At 71.3% G+C, this 17,999-nt stretch carries 17 protein-coding genes; all 17 read left to right on the forward strand.

Features of this window, described 5'->3' with window-relative positions:
• Nucleotides 1-185 precede the first annotated feature (185 nt).
• Nucleotides 186-1,133, forward strand: coding sequence for a 16S rRNA (cytosine(1402)-N(4))-methyltransferase RsmH (rsmH, locus tag C3E78_RS07110; protein WP_108577629.1), 948 nt, complete (start codon nt 186-188; stop codon nt 1,131-1,133).
• Nucleotides 1,130-1,552: a cell division protein FtsL gene (ftsL, locus tag C3E78_RS07115; protein ID WP_108577630.1), complete on the forward strand. Its 423-nt coding sequence runs from the start codon at nt 1,130-1,132 to the stop codon at nt 1,550-1,552. Before rsmH ends, ftsL begins: the two co-directional genes overlap by 4 nt.
• A complete protein-coding gene (locus C3E78_RS07120) occupies nt 1,552-3,300 on the forward strand; it encodes a peptidoglycan D,D-transpeptidase FtsI family protein (protein WP_108577631.1) in 1,749 nt (582 codons plus the stop codon). The genes ftsL and C3E78_RS07120 overlap by 1 nt, the downstream gene beginning before the upstream one ends.
• Nucleotides 3,301-3,490: 190 nt before the next feature.
• The gene (locus C3E78_RS07125) at nt 3,491-4,984 is read left to right on the forward strand and encodes a UDP-N-acetylmuramoyl-L-alanyl-D-glutamate--2,6-diaminopimelate ligase (protein WP_108577632.1); all 1,494 of its coding nucleotides are present in this window, start codon (nt 3,491-3,493) and stop codon (nt 4,982-4,984) included.
• Nucleotides 4,981-6,327: a UDP-N-acetylmuramoyl-tripeptide--D-alanyl-D-alanine ligase gene (locus C3E78_RS07130; RefSeq protein WP_108577633.1), complete on the forward strand. Its 1,347-nt coding sequence runs from the start codon at nt 4,981-4,983 to the stop codon at nt 6,325-6,327. Before C3E78_RS07125 ends, C3E78_RS07130 begins: the two co-directional genes overlap by 4 nt.
• A gap of 51 nt (nt 6,328-6,378) precedes the next feature.
• The gene (gene mraY / locus C3E78_RS07135; protein WP_108577634.1) at nt 6,379-7,443 is read left to right on the forward strand and encodes a phospho-N-acetylmuramoyl-pentapeptide-transferase; all 1,065 of its coding nucleotides are present in this window, start codon (nt 6,379-6,381) and stop codon (nt 7,441-7,443) included.
• Nucleotides 7,440-8,912 carry a UDP-N-acetylmuramoyl-L-alanine--D-glutamate ligase gene (gene murD / locus C3E78_RS07140; protein ID WP_108577635.1) on the forward strand — a complete coding sequence of 491 codons (1,473 nt, stop codon included), beginning with the start codon at nt 7,440-7,442 and terminating at the stop codon, nt 8,910-8,912. The genes mraY and murD overlap by 4 nt, the downstream gene beginning before the upstream one ends.
• A gap of 43 nt (nt 8,913-8,955) precedes the next feature.
• Nucleotides 8,956-10,161 carry a putative lipid II flippase FtsW gene (ftsW, locus tag C3E78_RS07145; protein WP_108577636.1) on the forward strand — a complete coding sequence of 402 codons (1,206 nt, stop codon included), beginning with the start codon at nt 8,956-8,958 and terminating at the stop codon, nt 10,159-10,161.
• Between the two features lie 3 nt (nt 10,162-10,164).
• On the forward strand, nt 10,165-11,238 hold the full coding sequence (gene murG / locus C3E78_RS07150; RefSeq protein WP_108577637.1) for an undecaprenyldiphospho-muramoylpentapeptide beta-N-acetylglucosaminyltransferase: 1,074 nt from the start codon (nt 10,165-10,167) through the stop codon (nt 11,236-11,238).
• Nucleotides 11,235-12,638 carry a UDP-N-acetylmuramate--L-alanine ligase gene (murC, locus tag C3E78_RS07155; RefSeq protein ID WP_108577638.1) on the forward strand — a complete coding sequence of 468 codons (1,404 nt, stop codon included), beginning with the start codon at nt 11,235-11,237 and terminating at the stop codon, nt 12,636-12,638. Before murG ends, murC begins: the two co-directional genes overlap by 4 nt.
• Nucleotides 12,635-13,360, forward strand: coding sequence for a cell division protein FtsQ/DivIB (locus C3E78_RS07160; RefSeq protein ID WP_108577639.1), 726 nt, complete (start codon nt 12,635-12,637; stop codon nt 13,358-13,360). The genes murC and C3E78_RS07160 overlap by 4 nt, the downstream gene beginning before the upstream one ends.
• 193 nt (nt 13,361-13,553) lie before the next feature.
• Entirely contained in the window at nt 13,554-14,741 is a 1,188-nt protein-coding gene (gene ftsZ, locus C3E78_RS07165; protein ID WP_108577640.1) for a cell division protein FtsZ, read from the forward strand.
• Nucleotide 14,742: 1 nt separating this feature from the next.
• On the forward strand, nt 14,743-15,465 hold the full coding sequence (locus tag C3E78_RS07170; protein WP_108577641.1) for a purine nucleoside phosphorylase YfiH/LACC1 family protein: 723 nt from the start codon (nt 14,743-14,745) through the stop codon (nt 15,463-15,465).
• Nucleotides 15,462-16,154 (forward strand): YggS family pyridoxal phosphate-dependent enzyme, encoded by a 693-nt coding sequence (locus C3E78_RS07175; protein ID WP_108577642.1) that lies wholly within the window; start codon nt 15,462-15,464, stop codon nt 16,152-16,154. The genes C3E78_RS07170 and C3E78_RS07175 overlap by 4 nt, the downstream gene beginning before the upstream one ends.
• A 43-nt stretch (nt 16,155-16,197) precedes the next feature.
• Nucleotides 16,198-16,710: a cell division protein SepF gene (locus C3E78_RS07180; RefSeq protein WP_108577643.1), complete on the forward strand. Its 513-nt coding sequence runs from the start codon at nt 16,198-16,200 to the stop codon at nt 16,708-16,710.
• A 6-nt stretch (nt 16,711-16,716) separates the two neighbouring features.
• Nucleotides 16,717-17,007 (forward strand): YggT family protein, encoded by a 291-nt coding sequence (locus tag C3E78_RS07185; protein WP_108577644.1) that lies wholly within the window; start codon nt 16,717-16,719, stop codon nt 17,005-17,007.
• A 129-nt stretch (nt 17,008-17,136) separates the two neighbouring features.
• Nucleotides 17,137-17,937 (forward strand): DivIVA domain-containing protein, encoded by an 801-nt coding sequence (locus tag C3E78_RS07190; protein WP_108577645.1) that lies wholly within the window; start codon nt 17,137-17,139, stop codon nt 17,935-17,937.
• Nucleotides 17,938-17,999 lie beyond the last annotated feature (62 nt).

Raw genomic sequence — 17,999 nt, forward strand, 5'->3', positions numbered from 1 at the left:
ATCACTTCCCCGGTGTCAGACCCAGCGGTCGCGGATCTGGTCACACGAGCAGCAGCTGGGCACACACCAACAGGACGAGGACGAGGAGACATGAGGACCGACGAGAGCACACGACGCCCGGGCCACGCGGTGGCCGGCGTCTCGGCGACGGCAGGTGCGCCCGTCGCGACCGGACCGGTCCGGCCGTGACGACACCGAGCCACGTCCCGGTGCTCCTGGAGCGCGTCCTCGACCTCCTCGAGCCGTCCCTCGTGGGGGACCGCCCGGTCGTCGTCGACGCGACGCTGGGCCTCGGCGGGCACACCGAGGCGATGCTCAACCGCTTCCCGTCCGTGCACGTCATCGGCATCGACCGCGACCCCGACGCCCTGCAGCGGGCGCGCACGCGGCTCGCCGGTTTCGGCGACCGGGTGACCTACGCGCACGCGGTCTACGACGAGATCGCCGACGTCGTCCGCGACGCCGGGTTCGACTCCGTCTCCGGCGTCCTGTTCGACCTCGGTGTCTCCTCGATGCAGCTCGACGTCGCCGACCGCGGCTTCGCGTACGCCCAGGACGCGCCGCTCGACATGCGCATGAACCCCGAGGACGAGCTGACCGCCGCCGACATCCTCAACACGTACACCTCGCGCGACCTGACCCGGGTGCTGCGCGAGTACGGCGAGGAGAAGTTCGCCAAGCGCATCGCAGACACGGTCGTGGCCGAGCGCGAGAAGGAGCCGTTCACCAACAGCGCCCGCCTCGTCGACCTCGTCCGCGACTGCATCCCGCAGGCTGCGCGCCGCACCGGCGGCAACCCGGCCAAGCGCACGTTCCAGGCGCTGCGCATCGAGGTCAACGACGAGCTGGGCGTCTACCGCCGGGCGCTGCCCGCAGCGCTCGAGGTGCTGGCCCCCGGTGGACGGGTCGTCGTGCTGGCGTACCACTCGCTCGAGGACCGCATCACCAAGCGCGCGTTCACCGAGGTCACCACGACCGACGTGCCGCGTGACATGCCGTTCGTCCCCGCCGGCCACGAGGCGAAGTACCGCCTCGTCACCCGCGGTGCCGAGATGGCGACCGAAGCAGAGATCGAGGACAACTCCCGGGCCCGCTCCGTGCGGCTCCGCGTGGCAGAACGGATCGCCGCATGAGCACACCGTTGACCCGCTCGTTCGCGCCCGCGCCCCGGCGCATCGAGGAGGCGAAGGCCGCCGGCCTGCGACTCGTCAGGCCGATGCGCAGCCGCGCCAAGCGCGCTCCGTTCGTCGTGGTGGTCCTGACGATCCTCTCGCTGGGTCTCGTCGGGCTGATCATCATGAGCACGATCCTGCAGGCGCAGTCCTTCGAGTCCGCCCGGCTGCAGCGCGAGGCGACGACCCTGCACACCCAGAAGCAGGCCCTGAGCCGCGACGTCGACCGGCTGCAGAGCCCGGCGCACGTCGCCCGTGAGGCCGTGGCGATCGGCATGGTGCCCAACGCCAACCCGGCCTTCCTCCGCCTCGCGGACGGCAAGGTCCTCGGGGTGCCCGAGCCCGCCAAGGCCGACAGCAACATCAAGAGCGTGCACTGATGACCGCCAACCAGCTGCTGACCCGCCGCCGGCTGCGGGTGTGCCTGGTGCTCGTGGTCGTGATCTTCAGCCTCTTCGGCGCCCGGCTGTTCCAGATCCAGGGCCTCGACGCCAGCGCGTACGCCGCCAAGGCCGTCGCGTCGGGCACGCAGAAGAAGGTCGACCCCGCCCCGCGCGGCGCGATCCTCGACCGCAACGGCGAGGAGCTCGCGACGAGCGTCGACGGCCTGACCCTCATCGCCGACCCCAAGATGACGGTCGAGAACGCACCGCAGATCGCACGGGTCCTGCGCGAGAAGCTCGGCGACAAGATCGACTACTTCGACACGATCGACAAGCTCCGGACGCCGAAGTCGCGGTACGTCCAGCTCATCCGCGACCTGCCCAAGTGGACGGCGGACAAGGCACTCGCCGCCCTCGACAAGGCCCGGCTGCCGGGTGTCTTCACCGAGAAGGAGACCCTGCGGACCTACCCCGGCGGTCGCCTGGCCGCCAACCTGCTCGGCTACACCAACGCCGCCGGCGAGGGCGTCGCGGGCATCGAGCAGCAGTACGACAAGATCCTCACCGGCACCGACGGCTCCAGCACGTACGAGGTGTCGCCGACCGGCCAGCGCATCCCGATGGCCGACAGCACGGTCAAGGAGATGGTGCCCGGCCGCGACGTGCAGACCACGATCGACCGCGACCTGCAGTGGTACGCCGACCAGCGCCTCGCCGACGCGGTCCAGGAGTCCAGCGCGGACTGGGGCCTCGCCGTCACGATGGACGTCAAGACCTGCCAGATCGTGCAGATGTCCCAGGCCCCGACGTTCGACGCGGACACCCGCACCGGGATGACCGACGACCGGACCGTCTCACGCGGCGTGCAGCACGTCTACGAGCCCGGCAGCGTCATGAAGACCGTGACGATGGCGGCGCTCGCCGACCAGGGCAAGATCGCCGCCGACACCCCCATCGTGGTCCCGCCGAAGATGACCATCGACCGGTTCCCGATCGGCGACTACTGGCAGCACGGCACCCTCCGGCTGACCGCGGCAGGTGTCATCGCGAAGTCCTCGAACCTCGGCACGATCGTCGCGGCGCAGCAGATGAGCAACACGACGATGCACGCGTACCTCAGCAAGTTCGGCTTCGGCCAGAAGACCGGCGTCAGCCTGCCCGGCGAGTCCAAGGGCATCCTGACCGACGGCTCCGGCTGGACCAAGGCCAACCACGCGACCATCTCGTTCGGCCAGGGCATCTCCGTCACGGCCATGCAGATGATGCGCGCGGTCGGCGCCATCGCGAACGCCGGCAAGATGTGCGAGCCGTCCGTCGTCACCTCGACGATCGACGAGGAGGGCAACAAGGTCCCCGTCTCGACAGGTGCGACCAAGCGCATCGTCTCCAAGGACGCCGCGTCCGCCGTCACCCGCATGATGGAGGCCGTCACCGCACCGGACGGCACCGCACCCGCCGCCGCGATCAAGGGCTACCGGGTCGCCGGCAAGACCGGCACCGCCTGGCGCGTCGACCCCACCACAGGGCGCTACATCCGCGGCCAGAACACCGTCTCCTTCATGGGCTTCGCCCCGGCGGACAACCCGCGCTTCCTGACGTACATCGTGCTCGACAAGCCGGTCAGCAGCGCCGGCGGCGGCTCCACCGCGGCGCCGGTCTTCCACGACGTCATGTCCATGGCGCTCGAGCGCTTCGGCGTCGCCCCCAGCGGCTCGAAGAGCCCGAAGGTCGCGCAGGATTGGTAAGAGGGGCGGCTTCGCCGCCTCGGTCGCTCGTTCCTCGCGACCTTTCCCCGTGCTCGCTGGCGCTCGCACGGGGCCTCTTGTCTCGCTTCGCTCGACCTGCACGTGCGGATTCACAGGGGTCCTGCTTGTGAGGTGTCACGGGACCTTGGGGGCTGGGGCCGTCCACATGGGCTGGCGATAGGGTTGATGGGTGAGTGACGTGATGCGGGTACGGCCTTCCACGACGCCCCGCTGGACCCTCGGTGAGCTTGCCGCCCTGGTCGGGTCCGAGGCCTCCGGGGAAGCCGTCGTGACCGGCATCGCCCTCAACACCGCGCAGGTCCTCCCCGGCGACCTGTACGCCGCCCTCCCCGGCGCCAGGGCCCACGGCGCGACGTACACGACGGTCGCCCGCGACAACGGCGCCGTCGCGGTGCTGACCGATGCCGAGGGTGCCGCCCTCGTCGGCGACCTGCTGCCCGTCGTCGTCGTGGACGAGCCGCGCCGCCGGATCGCCGCGCTCAGTGCGGCGTTCTACGAGCACCCGTCGGAGTCCTTCACGACCGTGGGCATCACCGGCACCCAGGGCAAGACCACCACGACCTACCTCGCCGAGGCCGCGATGGGCGACCGCCAGTCCGCCGTCGTCGGCACGATCGGCACCCGGATCACGAAGGTCCCCGCCCCCTCCGCCCTCACCACGCCCGAGGCGCCACAGCTGCAGGCCCTGTTCGCCGTCATGCGCGAGGAGCGCGTCGAGCTCTGCGCGATGGAGGTCTCCAGCCACGCGCTCGTGCAGGGCCGGGTCGACGGGTTCACGTTCGACGTCGCGGTCTTCCTCAACCTCGGACGCGACCACCTCGACTTCCACCGTGACCTCGAGGACTACTTCCTCGCCAAGGCCGCGCTGTTCACGCCCGAGCACGCCCGCCACGCGGTCATCAACGTCGACGACGCCCACGGGCGCCGTCTGCGCGAGCTGACCCCGCTGCCCGTCACGACGTTCTCGACCGACGGCAACCCCGCCGACTGGCGCGCGGTCAACATCCGCCCGCACCGGCTGGGCACGGACCTCGAGGTGCTCGGCCCGGACGATCTCGCGGTGGACCTGTCGGTGCCGCTGCCAGGTGTCTTCAACGTCTCCAACGCGCTCGCGGTGATCGCCGCCCTGACGACCGCCGGTCGCGACCCGCACGAGCTGGCCGCGGGCATCGCCGCGAGCCCGGGGGTCCCCGGACGCATGGAGCGCGTCGAGGCCGGCCAGCCGTTCACCGCGATCGTGGACTACGCCCACAAGCCCGACGCGCTCGCCGCCGTGCTGACCGCGCTGCGGCCCGTCACGGCCGGCCGCCTGATCGTCGTCGTCGGGGCCGGGGGAGACCGCGACCACGGCAAGCGGCCGCTCATGGGCGAGATCTCCGCCCGGTACGCCGACGTCGTGATCGTCACTGACGACAACCCCCGCACCGAGCCCCCCGCCGCGATCCGCGCCGCAGTGCTGGAGGGGGCCGCCGCCGGACCCGGCGTCGTCGTCGAGGTGCCCGGCCGGCGCGAGGCCATCGCCCACGCGGTGGCCATGGCGCACGTGGGCGACACCGTCGTCGTCGCCGGCAAGGGGCACGAGCGCGGTCAGGAGATCGACGGCGTCGTGCACACGTTCGACGACCGGGACGTGCTGACCGAGCTGATCGGTGGCGCCTCATGATCCCGATGACCGTGCAGGAGATCGCGGACGTCACCGGCGGCACCGTCTGCGGCGACGGGTCGGTCGTGGTCGACGGACCCGCGTTCGTCGACTCGCGCCGGGTCGAGCCCGGTGGGCTCTTCGCCGCCATCGCGGGCGAGAACGTCGACGGCCACCAGTACGCCGTCGGTGCGGTCGAGTCCGGTGCGGCTGCCGTCCTCGGCTCGCGCGAGACCGGCGTGACGACCGTCGTGGTCCCCGACGTCACACGGGCGCTGGCCGATCTCGCCCGGCACGTGCTCGCCGAGCTGGAGGACGTCGTGGTCTTCGCGATGACCGGGTCCAGCGGCAAGACCAGCGTCAAGGACCTCCTGGCCCACGTCCTGGCGCCGGACGGCGTCACCGTCGCGACGGCGGGCAACTTCAACAACGAGCTCGGCGTGCCCCTCACGGTGCTGCGCGTCGACGAGCTGACCCGGTACCTCGTGGTCGAGATGGGCGCCCGGACGGTCGGCGACATCACCGCGCTGTGCGCGATCGCGCCCCCGGACGTCGGCATGGTGCTGAACGTCGGGCACGCGCACGTCGGGGAGTTCGGGTCCGTCGAGAGGATCGCCCAGGCCAAGGGCGAGATGGCCGAGGCGGTCGGCGCCGACGGCGTCGTCGTCCTCAACGCCGACGACCCCCTGGTGTCCGCGATGGCGGCACGCACCGAGGCCACCGTGACGACCTTCGGCCGGGCCGGCGACGTCGGCGTGGGCGAGATCAGCGTCGACGCGGACGGGTACCCGCACTTCTCCCTGACCCACCACGGCCGCACGGTCCAGACGCACGTCCCGCTGATCGGCAGCTACCAGGCGCTCAACGCGGCCGCGGCCGCGACGGCGGCCCTGGCGATCGGTGTCGACCTCCCCACCGTCGCCGAGCGACTGGCGACCGCACGCCCGGCGTCCCCGATGCGGATGGACCGACAGGTGCGGGGCGACGGCCTGGTCGTCATCAACGACGCGTACAACGCCAACCCCGAGTCGATGGAGGCCGCGCTGCGCGCGGTGGCTGCCATCGGCCACGACCGCGCGGTCGCCGTGCTCGGCGAGATGCTCGAGCTCGGGGACGACAGCGAGGCCGAGCACGTCCGCATCGGGCGGGTCGCGGCGGAGCTGGGGTTCCGCCGGGTCGTCGTCGTGGGGGACGGGGCGGCCGGCATCGTCCGGGGTGCGGGGGATCTCGCCGAGCAGGTGCCCGATGTCGATGTGGCGGTTCGCACACTCTCCGCGAGCCTGTCGGGGGACGAGGTCGTACTTGTGAAAGCATCGAGGGGCGAACGACTCGAACGGGTCGCGCACGCACTGCTGCAGGCCTGACGTCACGATCGTCGGCTCACTCAGCCATCCGGGAAAGGAACCCACGCTGCGATGAAGGCAATCCTGATCGCGGGAGCGCTGTCGCTGCTGGTCACCCTCATCGGGACCAGGTTCGCGATCTCCGTCCTCGTCAAGCAGGGCTACGGCCAGCTCATCCGCGACGACGGGCCGACCTCCCACCACACCAAGCGCGGCACCCCCACGATGGGCGGCCTCGTGGTGATCATCGCGGTCCTCATCGGCTACTTCGTGGCCAAGCTCGCGACGCAGACCGCCCCGAGCGCCTCGGCGCTGCTGCTGCTGTTCTTGTTCGTGGGCCTGGGGGCCATCGGCTTCCTCGACGACTTCATCAAGGTCTCCAAGCAGCGCAGCCTGGGTCTGCGCAGCAAGGCCAAGCTCATCGGGCAGACCGTCATCGGGCTGATCTTCGCGTGCCTGGCCATCGGCTGGGAGGACGACGCGGGTCGCACGCCCATCACGCACTACTTCTCGTTCACCCGCGACTTCGACTCCTGGCGCCTGCCGACGATCCTGCTGGTGCTGTGGGTCCTCGTGCTCGTGGCCGGTGCCAGCAACGGCGTGAACCTCACCGACGGGCTCGACGGTCTCGCGACCGGCGCCGCGATGATGGTCTTCGGCGCGTACGTCTTCATCAACATCTGGCAGAGCAACCAGAACTGCGCCAACAACCCCGGCATCAAGTGCTACGAGGTGCGTGACCCGCTCGACCTCGCCGTGGTGGCGGCGGCGCTGACGGGTGCGTGCTTCGGCTTCCTGTGGTGGAACGCGTCACCGGCCAAGATCTTCATGGGTGACACCGGGTCGCTGTCGCTCGGCGGCGCGATGGCCGGCTTCGCCCTGATGACCCGCACCGAGCTGCTGCTGGTCATCATCGGCGGCCTGTTCGTCGCGATCACGATGTCGGTGATCCTGCAGGTCGGCTGGTTCAAGCTGTCCGGCGGCAAGCGGATCTTCCGCATGGCGCCACTGCAACACCACTTCGAGCTGCTGGGGTGGGCGGAGATCACGATCGTCGTCCGCTTCTGGATCATCAGCGGACTGTGCGTCGCGACCGGTCTCGGCATCTTCTACAGCGAGTGGGTCACGGGCGTATGAGCGTGGACCTGTCGGCGCTGGGACGCGAGACCTCGTGGGAGGGCGTGCGCGCCGCCGTGGGCGGGCTCGGCGTGAGCGGCTTCGCCGCGGCGGACACCCTCCAGCACCTGGGCGCCGACGTCATCGCGTTCGACGACGGCGACAGCGACGCGCTGCGCGAGAAGGCCACGCTGCTGGAGATCCTCGGCGTCGACGTGCGCCTCGGCCCGGGCTCCACCGACACGTTCCCCGAGGGCATCGACCTGTTCGTGACGTCGCCGGGCTGGGCGCCGAGCACGCCGATGCTGGCCGAGGCCGCTGCCCGGGCCGTCCCGGTGTGGGGCGAGGTCGAGCTGGCCTGGCGCCTGCGCGGCGAGGGTGGCGCCCCGTGGCTGACCGTGACCGGCACCAACGGCAAGACCACGACCGTCCAGATGCTCGAGTCGATCCTGCGTGCGCAGGGGCTCAACGCGCTGGCGGTCGGCAACGTCGGCACGCCCGTGCTCGAGGCGGTCATGAACCCCGAGCCCTTCGACGTCCTCGCGGTCGAGCTGTCCAGCTACCAGCTGCACTGGAGCCAGTCGATCTCCGCACGGGCCAGTACGGTGCTCAACCTCGCGCCGGACCACATCGACTGGCACGGCGGGCTCGATGCCTACACGGCCGACAAGGGCCGCATCTACCACAACACCCAGGTCGCCTGCGTCTACAACGTCGAGGACCCGGTGACCGAGCGCCTCGTGGAGGAGGCCGACGTCATCGAGGGCTGCCGCGCGATCGGCTTCACCCTCGGGATCCCCGCCCCCGGCATGATCGGCCTGGTCGACGACGCGATCGCCGACCGCGCGTTCATCGCCGGCCGGGCCTCGAGCGCCGCAGAGCTCGGCAGCGTCCACGACATCGGTCTCGACGCCCACGGTGACCGCGACCGGGTGCCGCCGCCCCACATGGTGGCCAACGCCCTCGCCGCCGCGGCGCTGGCCCGCGCGCACGGCGTCGAGCCCCGCGCCGTCCGTGACGGCCTCCGCGCGTTCACCCCCGACGCCCATCGCATCGCCGACGCCGGCGACGTCGGGGGAGTGCACTTCGTCGACGACTCCAAGGCCACCAACCCGCACGCCGCCCAGGCCTCGCTGCGCGGGGTCGAGCACGCGGTGTGGATCGCCGGCGGGCTGGCGAAGGGGGCCACGTTCGACGAGCTCGTGCTGTCGGTGCGCGACCGCCTCCGTGGCGTCGTCCTGATCGGGGCGGACCGCGCGCTGATCGCCGAGGCGTTGCGCCGACACGCCCCTGACGTCCCCGTCGTGGAGGTCGACTCGGGCGAGACTGATCCCATGGATCGCGTCGTCGAGGTCGCGGCATCGCTCGCCCGTGAGGGTGACACGGTGCTGCTGGCCCCGGGGTGCGCGTCCATGGACCAGTTCGCCAACTACGCCGCGCGCGGGGACAGCTTCGTCGCCGCCGTGCGCCGGTTGCGCGACCGGTCCTGACCACCACGCACGGGCCGCACGGCCCATCAGGCAGAGGACGACCATGAGCACGACGGACGATCGGCGGACCCCGGCCATCGTCGAGGCGGCTCGTCGTACGCTCGAGCGCCCGCTCGCGTCCTACCAGCTGGTGCTGGGCGCCACGGCGCTCCTGCTCGGCCTCGGACTCATCATGGTGCTGAGCGCGAGCTCGGTCTTCGCCCTGGTCAACTACGGCAACTCGTTCTCGATCGTCCTGCGCCAGATGATCTTCGCGGTGCTCGGCGTCATCGGCGCGATCATCGCCGCGCGGATGCCGCTGCCGCTGCTGCGCCGCTTCATCGTGCCGTTCCTGGCCGTCTCGGTGCTGCTCGTCATGGCCACGTTCATCCCCGGCGTGGGCCTGGAGCGCAACGGCAACCGCAACTGGCTGCCCCTGGTCGGTGGCTTCCAGCTGCAGCCCTCGGAGTTCGCGAAGCTGGCGCTCGTGCTGTGGATCGCGGACATCTACGCCCGCCGGCAGAAGTACCTGGAGATCCCGCGCTACGTCATCACCCCCATGGTCCCCGTCGCAGGCAGCATCGCGCTGCTCGTGGTCGGCCAGCACGACCTCGGCACGGCGCTGGTGCTGTTCGCCCTCATCATCGGCATGCTGTGGGTCGCCGGCCTCCCGCGCAAGCAGATGGGCGCCCTGCTGGCGGTGCTGTTCGTGGGCCTCGTGCTCGCGGTCGCGCAGTCCCCGCACCGCGTCCAGCGCCTGCTCAACTTCACCAACCCCGAGGCCGATCCCGACAGCGCCGGCTTCCAGGCCATCCACGGCATGATGGCGCTCGCCCGCGGCGGCTTCTGGGGCGTCGGTCTCGGCGGCAGCCGGCAGAAGTGGGGCTCGCTGCCCGAGGCCCACACGGACTTCATCCTCGCGGTGATCGGCGAGGAGATCGGTCTGGTCGGGGCACTGGTCGTGCTCGGGCTCTTCATCGTCCTCGGCTTCGCCGGCCTGCGGATCGCGACGCGCACGAAGGAGCCCTTCGTGCGCTACACCGCGGCCGGCATCACGATCTGGATCATGATCCAGGCCGTCATCAACATCGGCATGGTGCTGGGCCTGCTGCCGGTCATCGGCATCCCGTTGCCGCTCATCTCGTACGGTGGGTCGAGCCTGCTCGTCACCCTCGTGGCGCTGGGCATCCTGCTGAACTGCGCCACGTCCGAGCCCGGTGCCCGCCGGGCGCTCCAGGCCGGGCGCGCGAACCGCAAGAAGGGAAAGTAATCCGTGCGCGTGCTGCTCGCCGGCGGTGGTACCGCCGGCCACACCTCGCCGTTGCTGGCCACCGCGGCCGTGCTGGCTGACGCCGGCGCCGAGATCACCTGTCTCGGCACGCCGCGTGGCCTCGAGGTGACGTTGATCCCGCAGGCGGGCTACCCGCTCGAGCTGGTGCCCCCGGTGCCGATGCCGCGCCGCCCGGGCAAGGCGATGCTGCAGGTCCCGGGGCGGCTCCGGGCCGCCGTGAAGGCGACCGGCGAGGTGGTCGACCGCGTCCGTCCCGACGTCATCGTCGGCTTCGGCGGCTACGTGTCGGTGCCGGCGTACCTCGTCGCGCGACGTCGCCATCTGCCGCTCGTCGTGCACGAGGGCAACGCGATCCCGGGCATCGCCAACAAGCTGGGCGCCCGGTTCACCGAACACGTGGCGACCAGCTTCCCCGACACCGACCTGCGGCACGGGCGCTACATCGGCCTGCCGATCCGCCGCGAGATCTCCACGCTCGACCGCACCGCGCTGCGCGCGGAGGCCCGCGCCTTCTTCGGGCTCGACGCCGACCGTCCGACCCTGCTGATCACCGGGGGCTCGCAGGGGGCCCGGCGCATCAACCAGGCGCTGGCCGCGTCGGCGCGCGATCTGGCCGACGCCGGGGTGCAGGTGCTGCACGCCGCGGGTCGTCCCGACGAGGTCCCGGTGCAGGGGCGCGAGGGCGATCCGCCGTACGTCGTGGTGCCCTTCATCGACCGCATGGACCTGGCCTACGCCGCCGCGGACCTGATCGTGTGCCGCTCGGGCGCCAACACCGTCACCGAGGTCGCCGCGGTCGGTCTGCCGGCAGCGTTCGTCCCGTTGCCCATCGGCAACGGCGAGCAGGCCCACAACGCCCATCCCGTCGTGCAGGCCGGGGGAGCGCTGCTCATCGACGACGGCGCCCTCACCCCGACCTGGATCGACAACGTGGTCATCCCGCTGGTGTCCGACCGGGAGCGACTGACCGCGATGTCGGAGGCGGCCTCGGGCATCGTCCGGCGCGACGCCGACGTGCGGCTCGCCGAGATGATCCAGGCGGCTGCGGGCGCATGAGGATCCCCGTCCCGGCCGACATCCCGTCGGCCGACGCGCTCGGCGCGGTCTTCTTCATCGGCATCGGTGGCGCCGGGCTGTCGGCCATCGCGCGCCTGATGGCCCAGCAGGGCATCGAGGTCTCCGGCAGCGACGCCGCGGACTCCGCCGTGCTGCAAGCTCTGCGGGCCGAGGGCATCACGTGTCACGTGGGGCACGACGCGTCCCACCTCGACGGCATCGACACGGTCATCGCCTCGACCGCCGTCCGCGCGGACAACCCCGAGATCGTCGAGGCGCAGCGCCGCGGCCTGCGGCTGTGGCCGCGCTCGGCCGGGCTCCGCTCGGTCATGGCGGGCCGGCGCACGATCGCGGTCGCCGGCACGCACGGCAAGACCACGACCACCGCCATGCTCGCCTGTGCGCTGATCACCGCAGGAGCGGAGCCGTCGTACGCGATCGGGGCCGAGGTCGCGAGCCTCGGCGCCAACGCCCGTCTGGGCTCGGGCGACCTGCTGGTCGCGGAGGCCGACGAGAGCGACGGTGCGTTCCTGGTCTACGCGCCCGAGGGTGCGATCGTCACCAACGTCGACGCCGACCACCTCGACAACTACGGGACGGTCGAGGCGTACGACGCCGCGTTCGACGAGTTCATGGGCAACATCGGCTCGTTCGTCGTCCTCAACGCGGACGACCCGGGCGCACGGCGTCTCGCCGCGCTGGCCCGGGCGCGGGGCATCGACGTCGTCCTGGCCGGGTTCGCCGACGATGCCGACCTGCGCGGCGCCGAGCTGGACGTGCAGGGGACCGCGACCACGTTCACCGTCACCCGCGACGGCGTCGACCTCGGACCGGTCCGTCTGGCGGTTCCCGGTGCGCACTACGCGCTCGACGCGCTGCTGGCGCTGGGCGCCGGCCTCCACCTCGGGCACGACCTCGACCGCCTCGTCGCGGGACTCGGCACGTACACCGGTGCCAACCGCCGGATGCAGCCCCTGGGGGAGGCGGCCGGAGTGCGGGTCTACGACTCGTACGCCCACCACCCGACCGAGATCCGGGCCGATCTCGCGGCCGCCCGTGCGATCGCGGGCACCGACCGACTCGTCGTGGCCTACCAGCCGCACCTCGTCAGCCGCACCCGCATCCACGGCGTGCAGATGGGGCAGGAGCTCTCGGCCGCCGACCTCGTCGTGGTCGCCGACATCTACCTCGCCCGCGAGGACGCGGACCCGGCCGTCACGTCGCAGATCGTCGCCGACGCGGTCGACGGCCCCGAGGTGATCCTCGGGGGACCCGTCACGGGCCTCGCCGACGTCCTGCTGCCGCAGCTGCGTGCCGGCGACCTGCTGCTCACCCTCGGAGCCGGCGACATCACGACCGTCGGCCCCGCGGTGCTGGCCGCGCTGGACGGCCGGGCGTGACCGACCAGCGTTTCGTCGACAAGGCCCGGAGGGACCGGCGTCGCAGGATCAAGCGGATCGCGATCGCCGTGCTGGCCGCGGCCGTGGTCGGCGTCCTCGTCTGGGTCGTGTGGTTCTCGAGCCTGCTCGCGGTGCGCGACGTGCGCGTCGACGGCCAGACCACCTACCGCGCGGCCAAGATCCTGAGCGCGGCCGACGTGCCGGTCGGTCGCCCGCTCGCCCGCGTCGACCTCACCGCGATCCAGTCCCGCGTCGCGGGGCTCGAGCGGATCGAGTCGGTCGAGGTCTCCCGCTCGTGGCCGCGCACCATCTCGATCGACGTGGTGGAGCGCAAGGCGGTGATCTGGGCCCGCGTCTCCGGCGCGATCCGGGGCATCGACAAGGAAGGGATCGACTTCCGCTCCTACCGGTCCGAGCCCGATGCGCTGGTCGAGGCGACCATCAGCGTGACCGATCCGGCCCAGCGGCTCGAGACGACGCGGTCGGTCGCGTCCGTCGTGGACCTGGTGACGCGCGAGGAGCCGTCCCTGCGCAGCGAGCTCCAGTCGGTCAGCGCGTCGAGCAAGGACTCGATCGAGCTCGACCTCACCAAGGGACGCACCGTGGTGTGGGGGAGCGACGCCAAGGGCGCCCGGAAGCTCGAGGTGCTTCGCTCCCTGCTGGGCATCGAGGCCGCCCGCTACGACGTCAGCGCACCGGACCAACCCACGACACGTGAGTAGTCGCGGCGTGTCGCACGAGGACTCGTGCGCGCCCCGCGTACCGTTCTGTCTAAGGCAGAGGTTGACATAACTATAACTCTTCACCTCACGGTTAGAGTTTCCGCCTCCTGAGCCTCATGCACGACCCCGGATCATCCAGATCTCCACAGCTTGCAGCACCCAGAGCTCCACACATCCTCGGAAGGGACACACGATGGCGGTCCAGAACTACCTCGCCGTGATCAAGGTCGTCGGCATCGGCGGAGGCGGCGTCAACGCCGTGAACCGCATGATCGAGGTGGGGCTCAAGGGAGTCGAGTTCATCGCGATCAACACCGACGCCCAGGCACTCCTCATGAGCGACGCCGACGTCAAGCTCGACGTCGGTCGCGACTCCACCCGCGGCCTCGGCGCCGGCGCGAACCCCGAGATCGGCAAGCGCGCCGCCGAGGACCACGCCGAGGAGATCGAGGCGGCCATCAAGGGCGCCGACATGGTCTTCGTGACGGCCGGCGAGGGTGGCGGCACCGGCACCGGCGGCGCTCCCGTCGTCGCCCGCATCGCCCGCTCGCTCGGCGCCCTGACGATCGGTGTCGTCACCCGCCCGTTCAAGTTCGAGGGACGCAACCGGTCCAACCAGGCCGACCACGGCATCCAGGCGCTGCGCGACGAGGTCGACACCCTCATCGTCATCCCCAACGACCGCCTGCTGTCGATCAGCGACCCCAACGTCAGCCTCCTGGACTCGTTCCGCCAGGCCGACCAGGTCCTGCACCAGGGCGTCTCGGGCATCACGGACCTGATCACGACCCCCGGCCTGATCAACCTCGACTTCGCCGACGTGAAGTCGGTCATGTCCGACGCCGGATCGGCCCTCATGGGCATCGGCTCGGCCCGCGGGGAGCACCGTGCAGCGGTCGCCGCGGAGAGCGCGGTGTCCAGCCCGCTGCTCGAGGCCTCGATCGAAGGTGCTCGTGGCGTGCTGCTGTCGATCGCGGGTGGCTCGGACCTCGGCCTGTTCGAGATCAACGAGGCCGCCGGTCTCGTCGCGGACGCGGTGCACCCCGAGGCGAACATCATCTTCGGTGCGGTCATCGACGACGCGCTGGGCGACGAGGTCCGGGTCACGGTCATCGCGGCAGGCTTCGACGGCGGCGAGCCGATGCTCCGCGACGCGACGAAGCCCGCGCTGCTGCGGGAGTCACAGCCCGCGTCGGCCGCCTCGACCGCGGCACCGGCCGCGGCCGATCCGCCGCCCGCGCAGACCTACCTGGCGCCCGACCCGTTCCTCGACGGCAAGAACCCGCCGCCGGAGGACGGGGCGGGCAACGCCACGATCCCGCCCGACCTGCCGCCGGCCGGCTACGGCGACGACCTCGACGTGCCCGACTTCCTTCGCTGAGTTGATCTGGCAGGCAGGACGGCTCGGCCGGGTCGAGCTCGGCTTCACCGACCGGTCGGGCGGCACGAGCGACGGTCCGTGGGAGTCCCTCAACCTGGGGACCTCCAACGGTGACGACCCCGAGCGGGTGGCCGAGAACCTCGACCGCCTGGCCCGGGAGCTGGGCGTGGACCGCCTCGTCCGCATGACGCAGGTCCACGGTGCCGACGTCGCCTGGGTCGACGAGCTGGGTGACGACGAGGTGCCCGTGGCCGACGCCCTCCTCACCAGCACCCCGGGCGTCGGGGTCCTCGTCCGGGTCGCCGACTGCGTGCCCATCGTCCTGGCCGCGCCGGCCGAGCCGCTGGCCGGCGTCGTGCACTGCGGCCGGGAGGGTCTCGTGCGCGGTGTCGTGCCGGCTGCGGTCGAGGCGATGCGGGCGCGTGGCGCCACGGCCATCGAGGCGTGGCTGGGGCCCCGTGCCTGCGGCCACTGCTACGAGCTGCCGCAGGACATGGTCGACGCGGTCGCGTCCGTCGTCCCCGAGGCGCGGTCCACCACCTCCTGGGGCACGCCCGCGGCCGACGTCGGCGCCGGCGTGGTGGCCCAGCTGACGGCTCTCGACGTGCGCACGAACGACCTCGGCGCGGCCGAGTGCACGATCGAGCACGACCGGTGGTTCTCCTACCGGCGCCAGGGCCAGCAGTCCGGCCGCTTCGGCGCCGTCGCGGTGATCCGGCCGTGACCCGCCTCGACGAGCTGCGCCGCAACCTGGCCGCGACCGAGGAGCGGATCGGCGCCGCGTGCGCCGCCGCCGGCCGCGAGCGCAGCGACATCACGCTCGTGGTGGTCACCAAGACGTACCCCGCCTCGGACGTCGAGCTCCTGGCGGAGCTGGGCGTGACCGACGTGGGGGAGAACCGCCACCCCGAGGCCGGCGACAAGGCCGCGGAGGTCGAGGCGCCGGTCCGGTGGCACTTCCTGGGCGGTCTGCAGACCAACAAGGCCGGAGCCGTCGCACGCTACGCCGACGTCGTGCACAGCGTCGACCGCGTCAAGCTGGTCAACGCTCTCTCCCGTGGCGCGCAGGCGGCCGGGCGCACGCTCACGTGCCTCGTGCAGGTCGACTTCGACGCGACCGACCCCGGCCGTGCCGGTGTCGTCCCTGCGGGAGTCCCTGATCTCGCCGACGCGATCGCCGCGGCGCCCGGTCTCGTGCTGGGCGGCCTGATGACGGTCGCACCCCTCGGGGAGGACCCGGCTCCGCACTTCGACCACCTCGCGCGGCTGTCGGTCTCGCTGCGTGAGCAGCACCCCGACGCCGGCATCATCTCGGCGGGCATGAGCGGCGACTTCGAGGCGGCGATCGGCGCAGGTGCGACACACCTGCGCATCGGGCGCTCGATACTCGGTGCACGGCCGTCCACGGGGTAATCTCAGTAATGTCATTTCCGATTCACGCACACACGGAGCAACCATGGCTGGCGCAATGCGTAAGGTCGGCGAGTACCTCGGTCTCGTCGAACAGGCTGACTTCGACGACGAGCTCGACGAGGACTTCGAGACGACCGAGCCGGCCCCCCGCCAGCCCGTGAACCGTCAGCCCGCGACCCGCCAGCCCGCCGTCGTGCGTCCGGCCCCGGTCGCCAGCATCGACGAGCGCCGCCGCAGCGAGCCGCGTCCCGAGCGTCGCGCGTCGACCCCGTCGGACCTGGCTCGCATCGAGACGGTGACCCCGCGCACGTACAACGACGCCCGCACGGTGGGGGAGCACTACCGTTCCGGCGTGCCGGTCATCATGAACCTCTCGGAGATCGACGACGACGACGCCAAGCGCCTCGTCGACTTCGCCGCCGGACTCGTGTTCGCGGTCCACGGCTCGATCAACCGCATCACCGCCAAGGTCTTCCTGCTGTCGCCCGAGAACATCTCGGTGACGGACGAGGACAAGCAGCGCATCGCTGCCGGCGGCTTCTTCAACCAGAGCTGAGCGCGCGTGGAAACAGTCGGCTACGTCCTGAACCTGCTGCTGTGGATCGCTCTGGTTCTGCTCATCGCGCGGTTCGTCCTGGACTGGGTGCAGCTGCTCGCCCGCAACTGGCGACCCCGGGGTCTGGTGCTCGTGATCTGTGAGGGTCTGTACTCCCTGACCGACCCGCCGCTGCGCGCCGTGCGGGGCGTCATCCCGCCGCTGAGGCTCGGTCAGGTCATGCTCGATCTGTCCCCGATGATCCTGATCATCGCCATCTACATCCTGCAGGCCCTCGTCCGCGGCATTTTCTTCTAGTGCCCCTTGGACACGTGGCGACGACCACGTGACAGGGCGGGTACTGCTGTGGCAGAAGTGATCTCCGACGGAGTACGGTGGAGGCTCAGAGTCCCGCAGGACTAATCCCCGCAAACCCGAGGTGTACTCATGCCACTGACGCCAGAGGACGTGCGTAACAAGCGATTTACGCCTGTCCGTCTTCGCGAAGGCTATGACATGGGCGAAGTAGACCAGTTTCTCGACGAGGTCGAGGCCGAGCTCGAGCGTCTCACGGTCGAGAACGAAGAACTTCGCGCCAAGGTAGCCGCCGCATCGACCGGTGAACCGACCGGACTGATCCCGGCCGTCTCATCGTCATCGACCCCCGCCCAGCAGACGCCGCCCACCCCGGCGGTCCAGGAGCCGGCGCAGTACACGCCGCCTGCCCCTGAGCCCGAGCCGACCAAGGCTCCGGAGCCCGAGCCGGCTCCCGCGCCCGTGGCTCGCACCTCGTCGATGGGCGATGCGTCGTCCGCGGCCGCGCGTCTGCTCGAGATCGCGTCCACCAACGCCGACCAGCTCATGGACGCGGCGAAGGAGGAGGCCGACCGGATCGTGGGTGAGGCTCGTGCGAAGGCTGAGCGTCTGACCAACGAGGCCCGTGGCAAGGCCGACCGCCTCGAGACCGATGCGCGCATCCGCGCGCAGAAGCTCGACGAGGAGACCAACGAGCGTCGTACGCAGGCCGTCGCGACGATCGAGCGGGAGCGCTACGAGATCCAGCGCGAGGTCGAGCACCTCCGGGCCTACGAGCGGGAGTACCGGGCGCGGCTCAAGAACTACTTCCAGAGCCAGCTCGACCAGCTCGCGGCGAACGAGAGCACGACCAGCTCGACTCCCGTCCAGGCACCGGCTGACGCGGCTCCCCGCCGCCTCCGCTCGCTGCTCGGCGACGACGAGAGCTTCTGAGACACCCCAGCACCACCGGAACGGCCCGCCTCCTCGGAGGCGGGCCGTTCTGCTGTCTGGCG

Origin of the sequence: Aeromicrobium chenweiae (assembly GCF_003065605.1) — a bacterium.
Classification (GTDB): Bacteria; Actinomycetota; Actinomycetes; order Propionibacteriales; family Nocardioidaceae; genus Aeromicrobium; species Aeromicrobium chenweiae.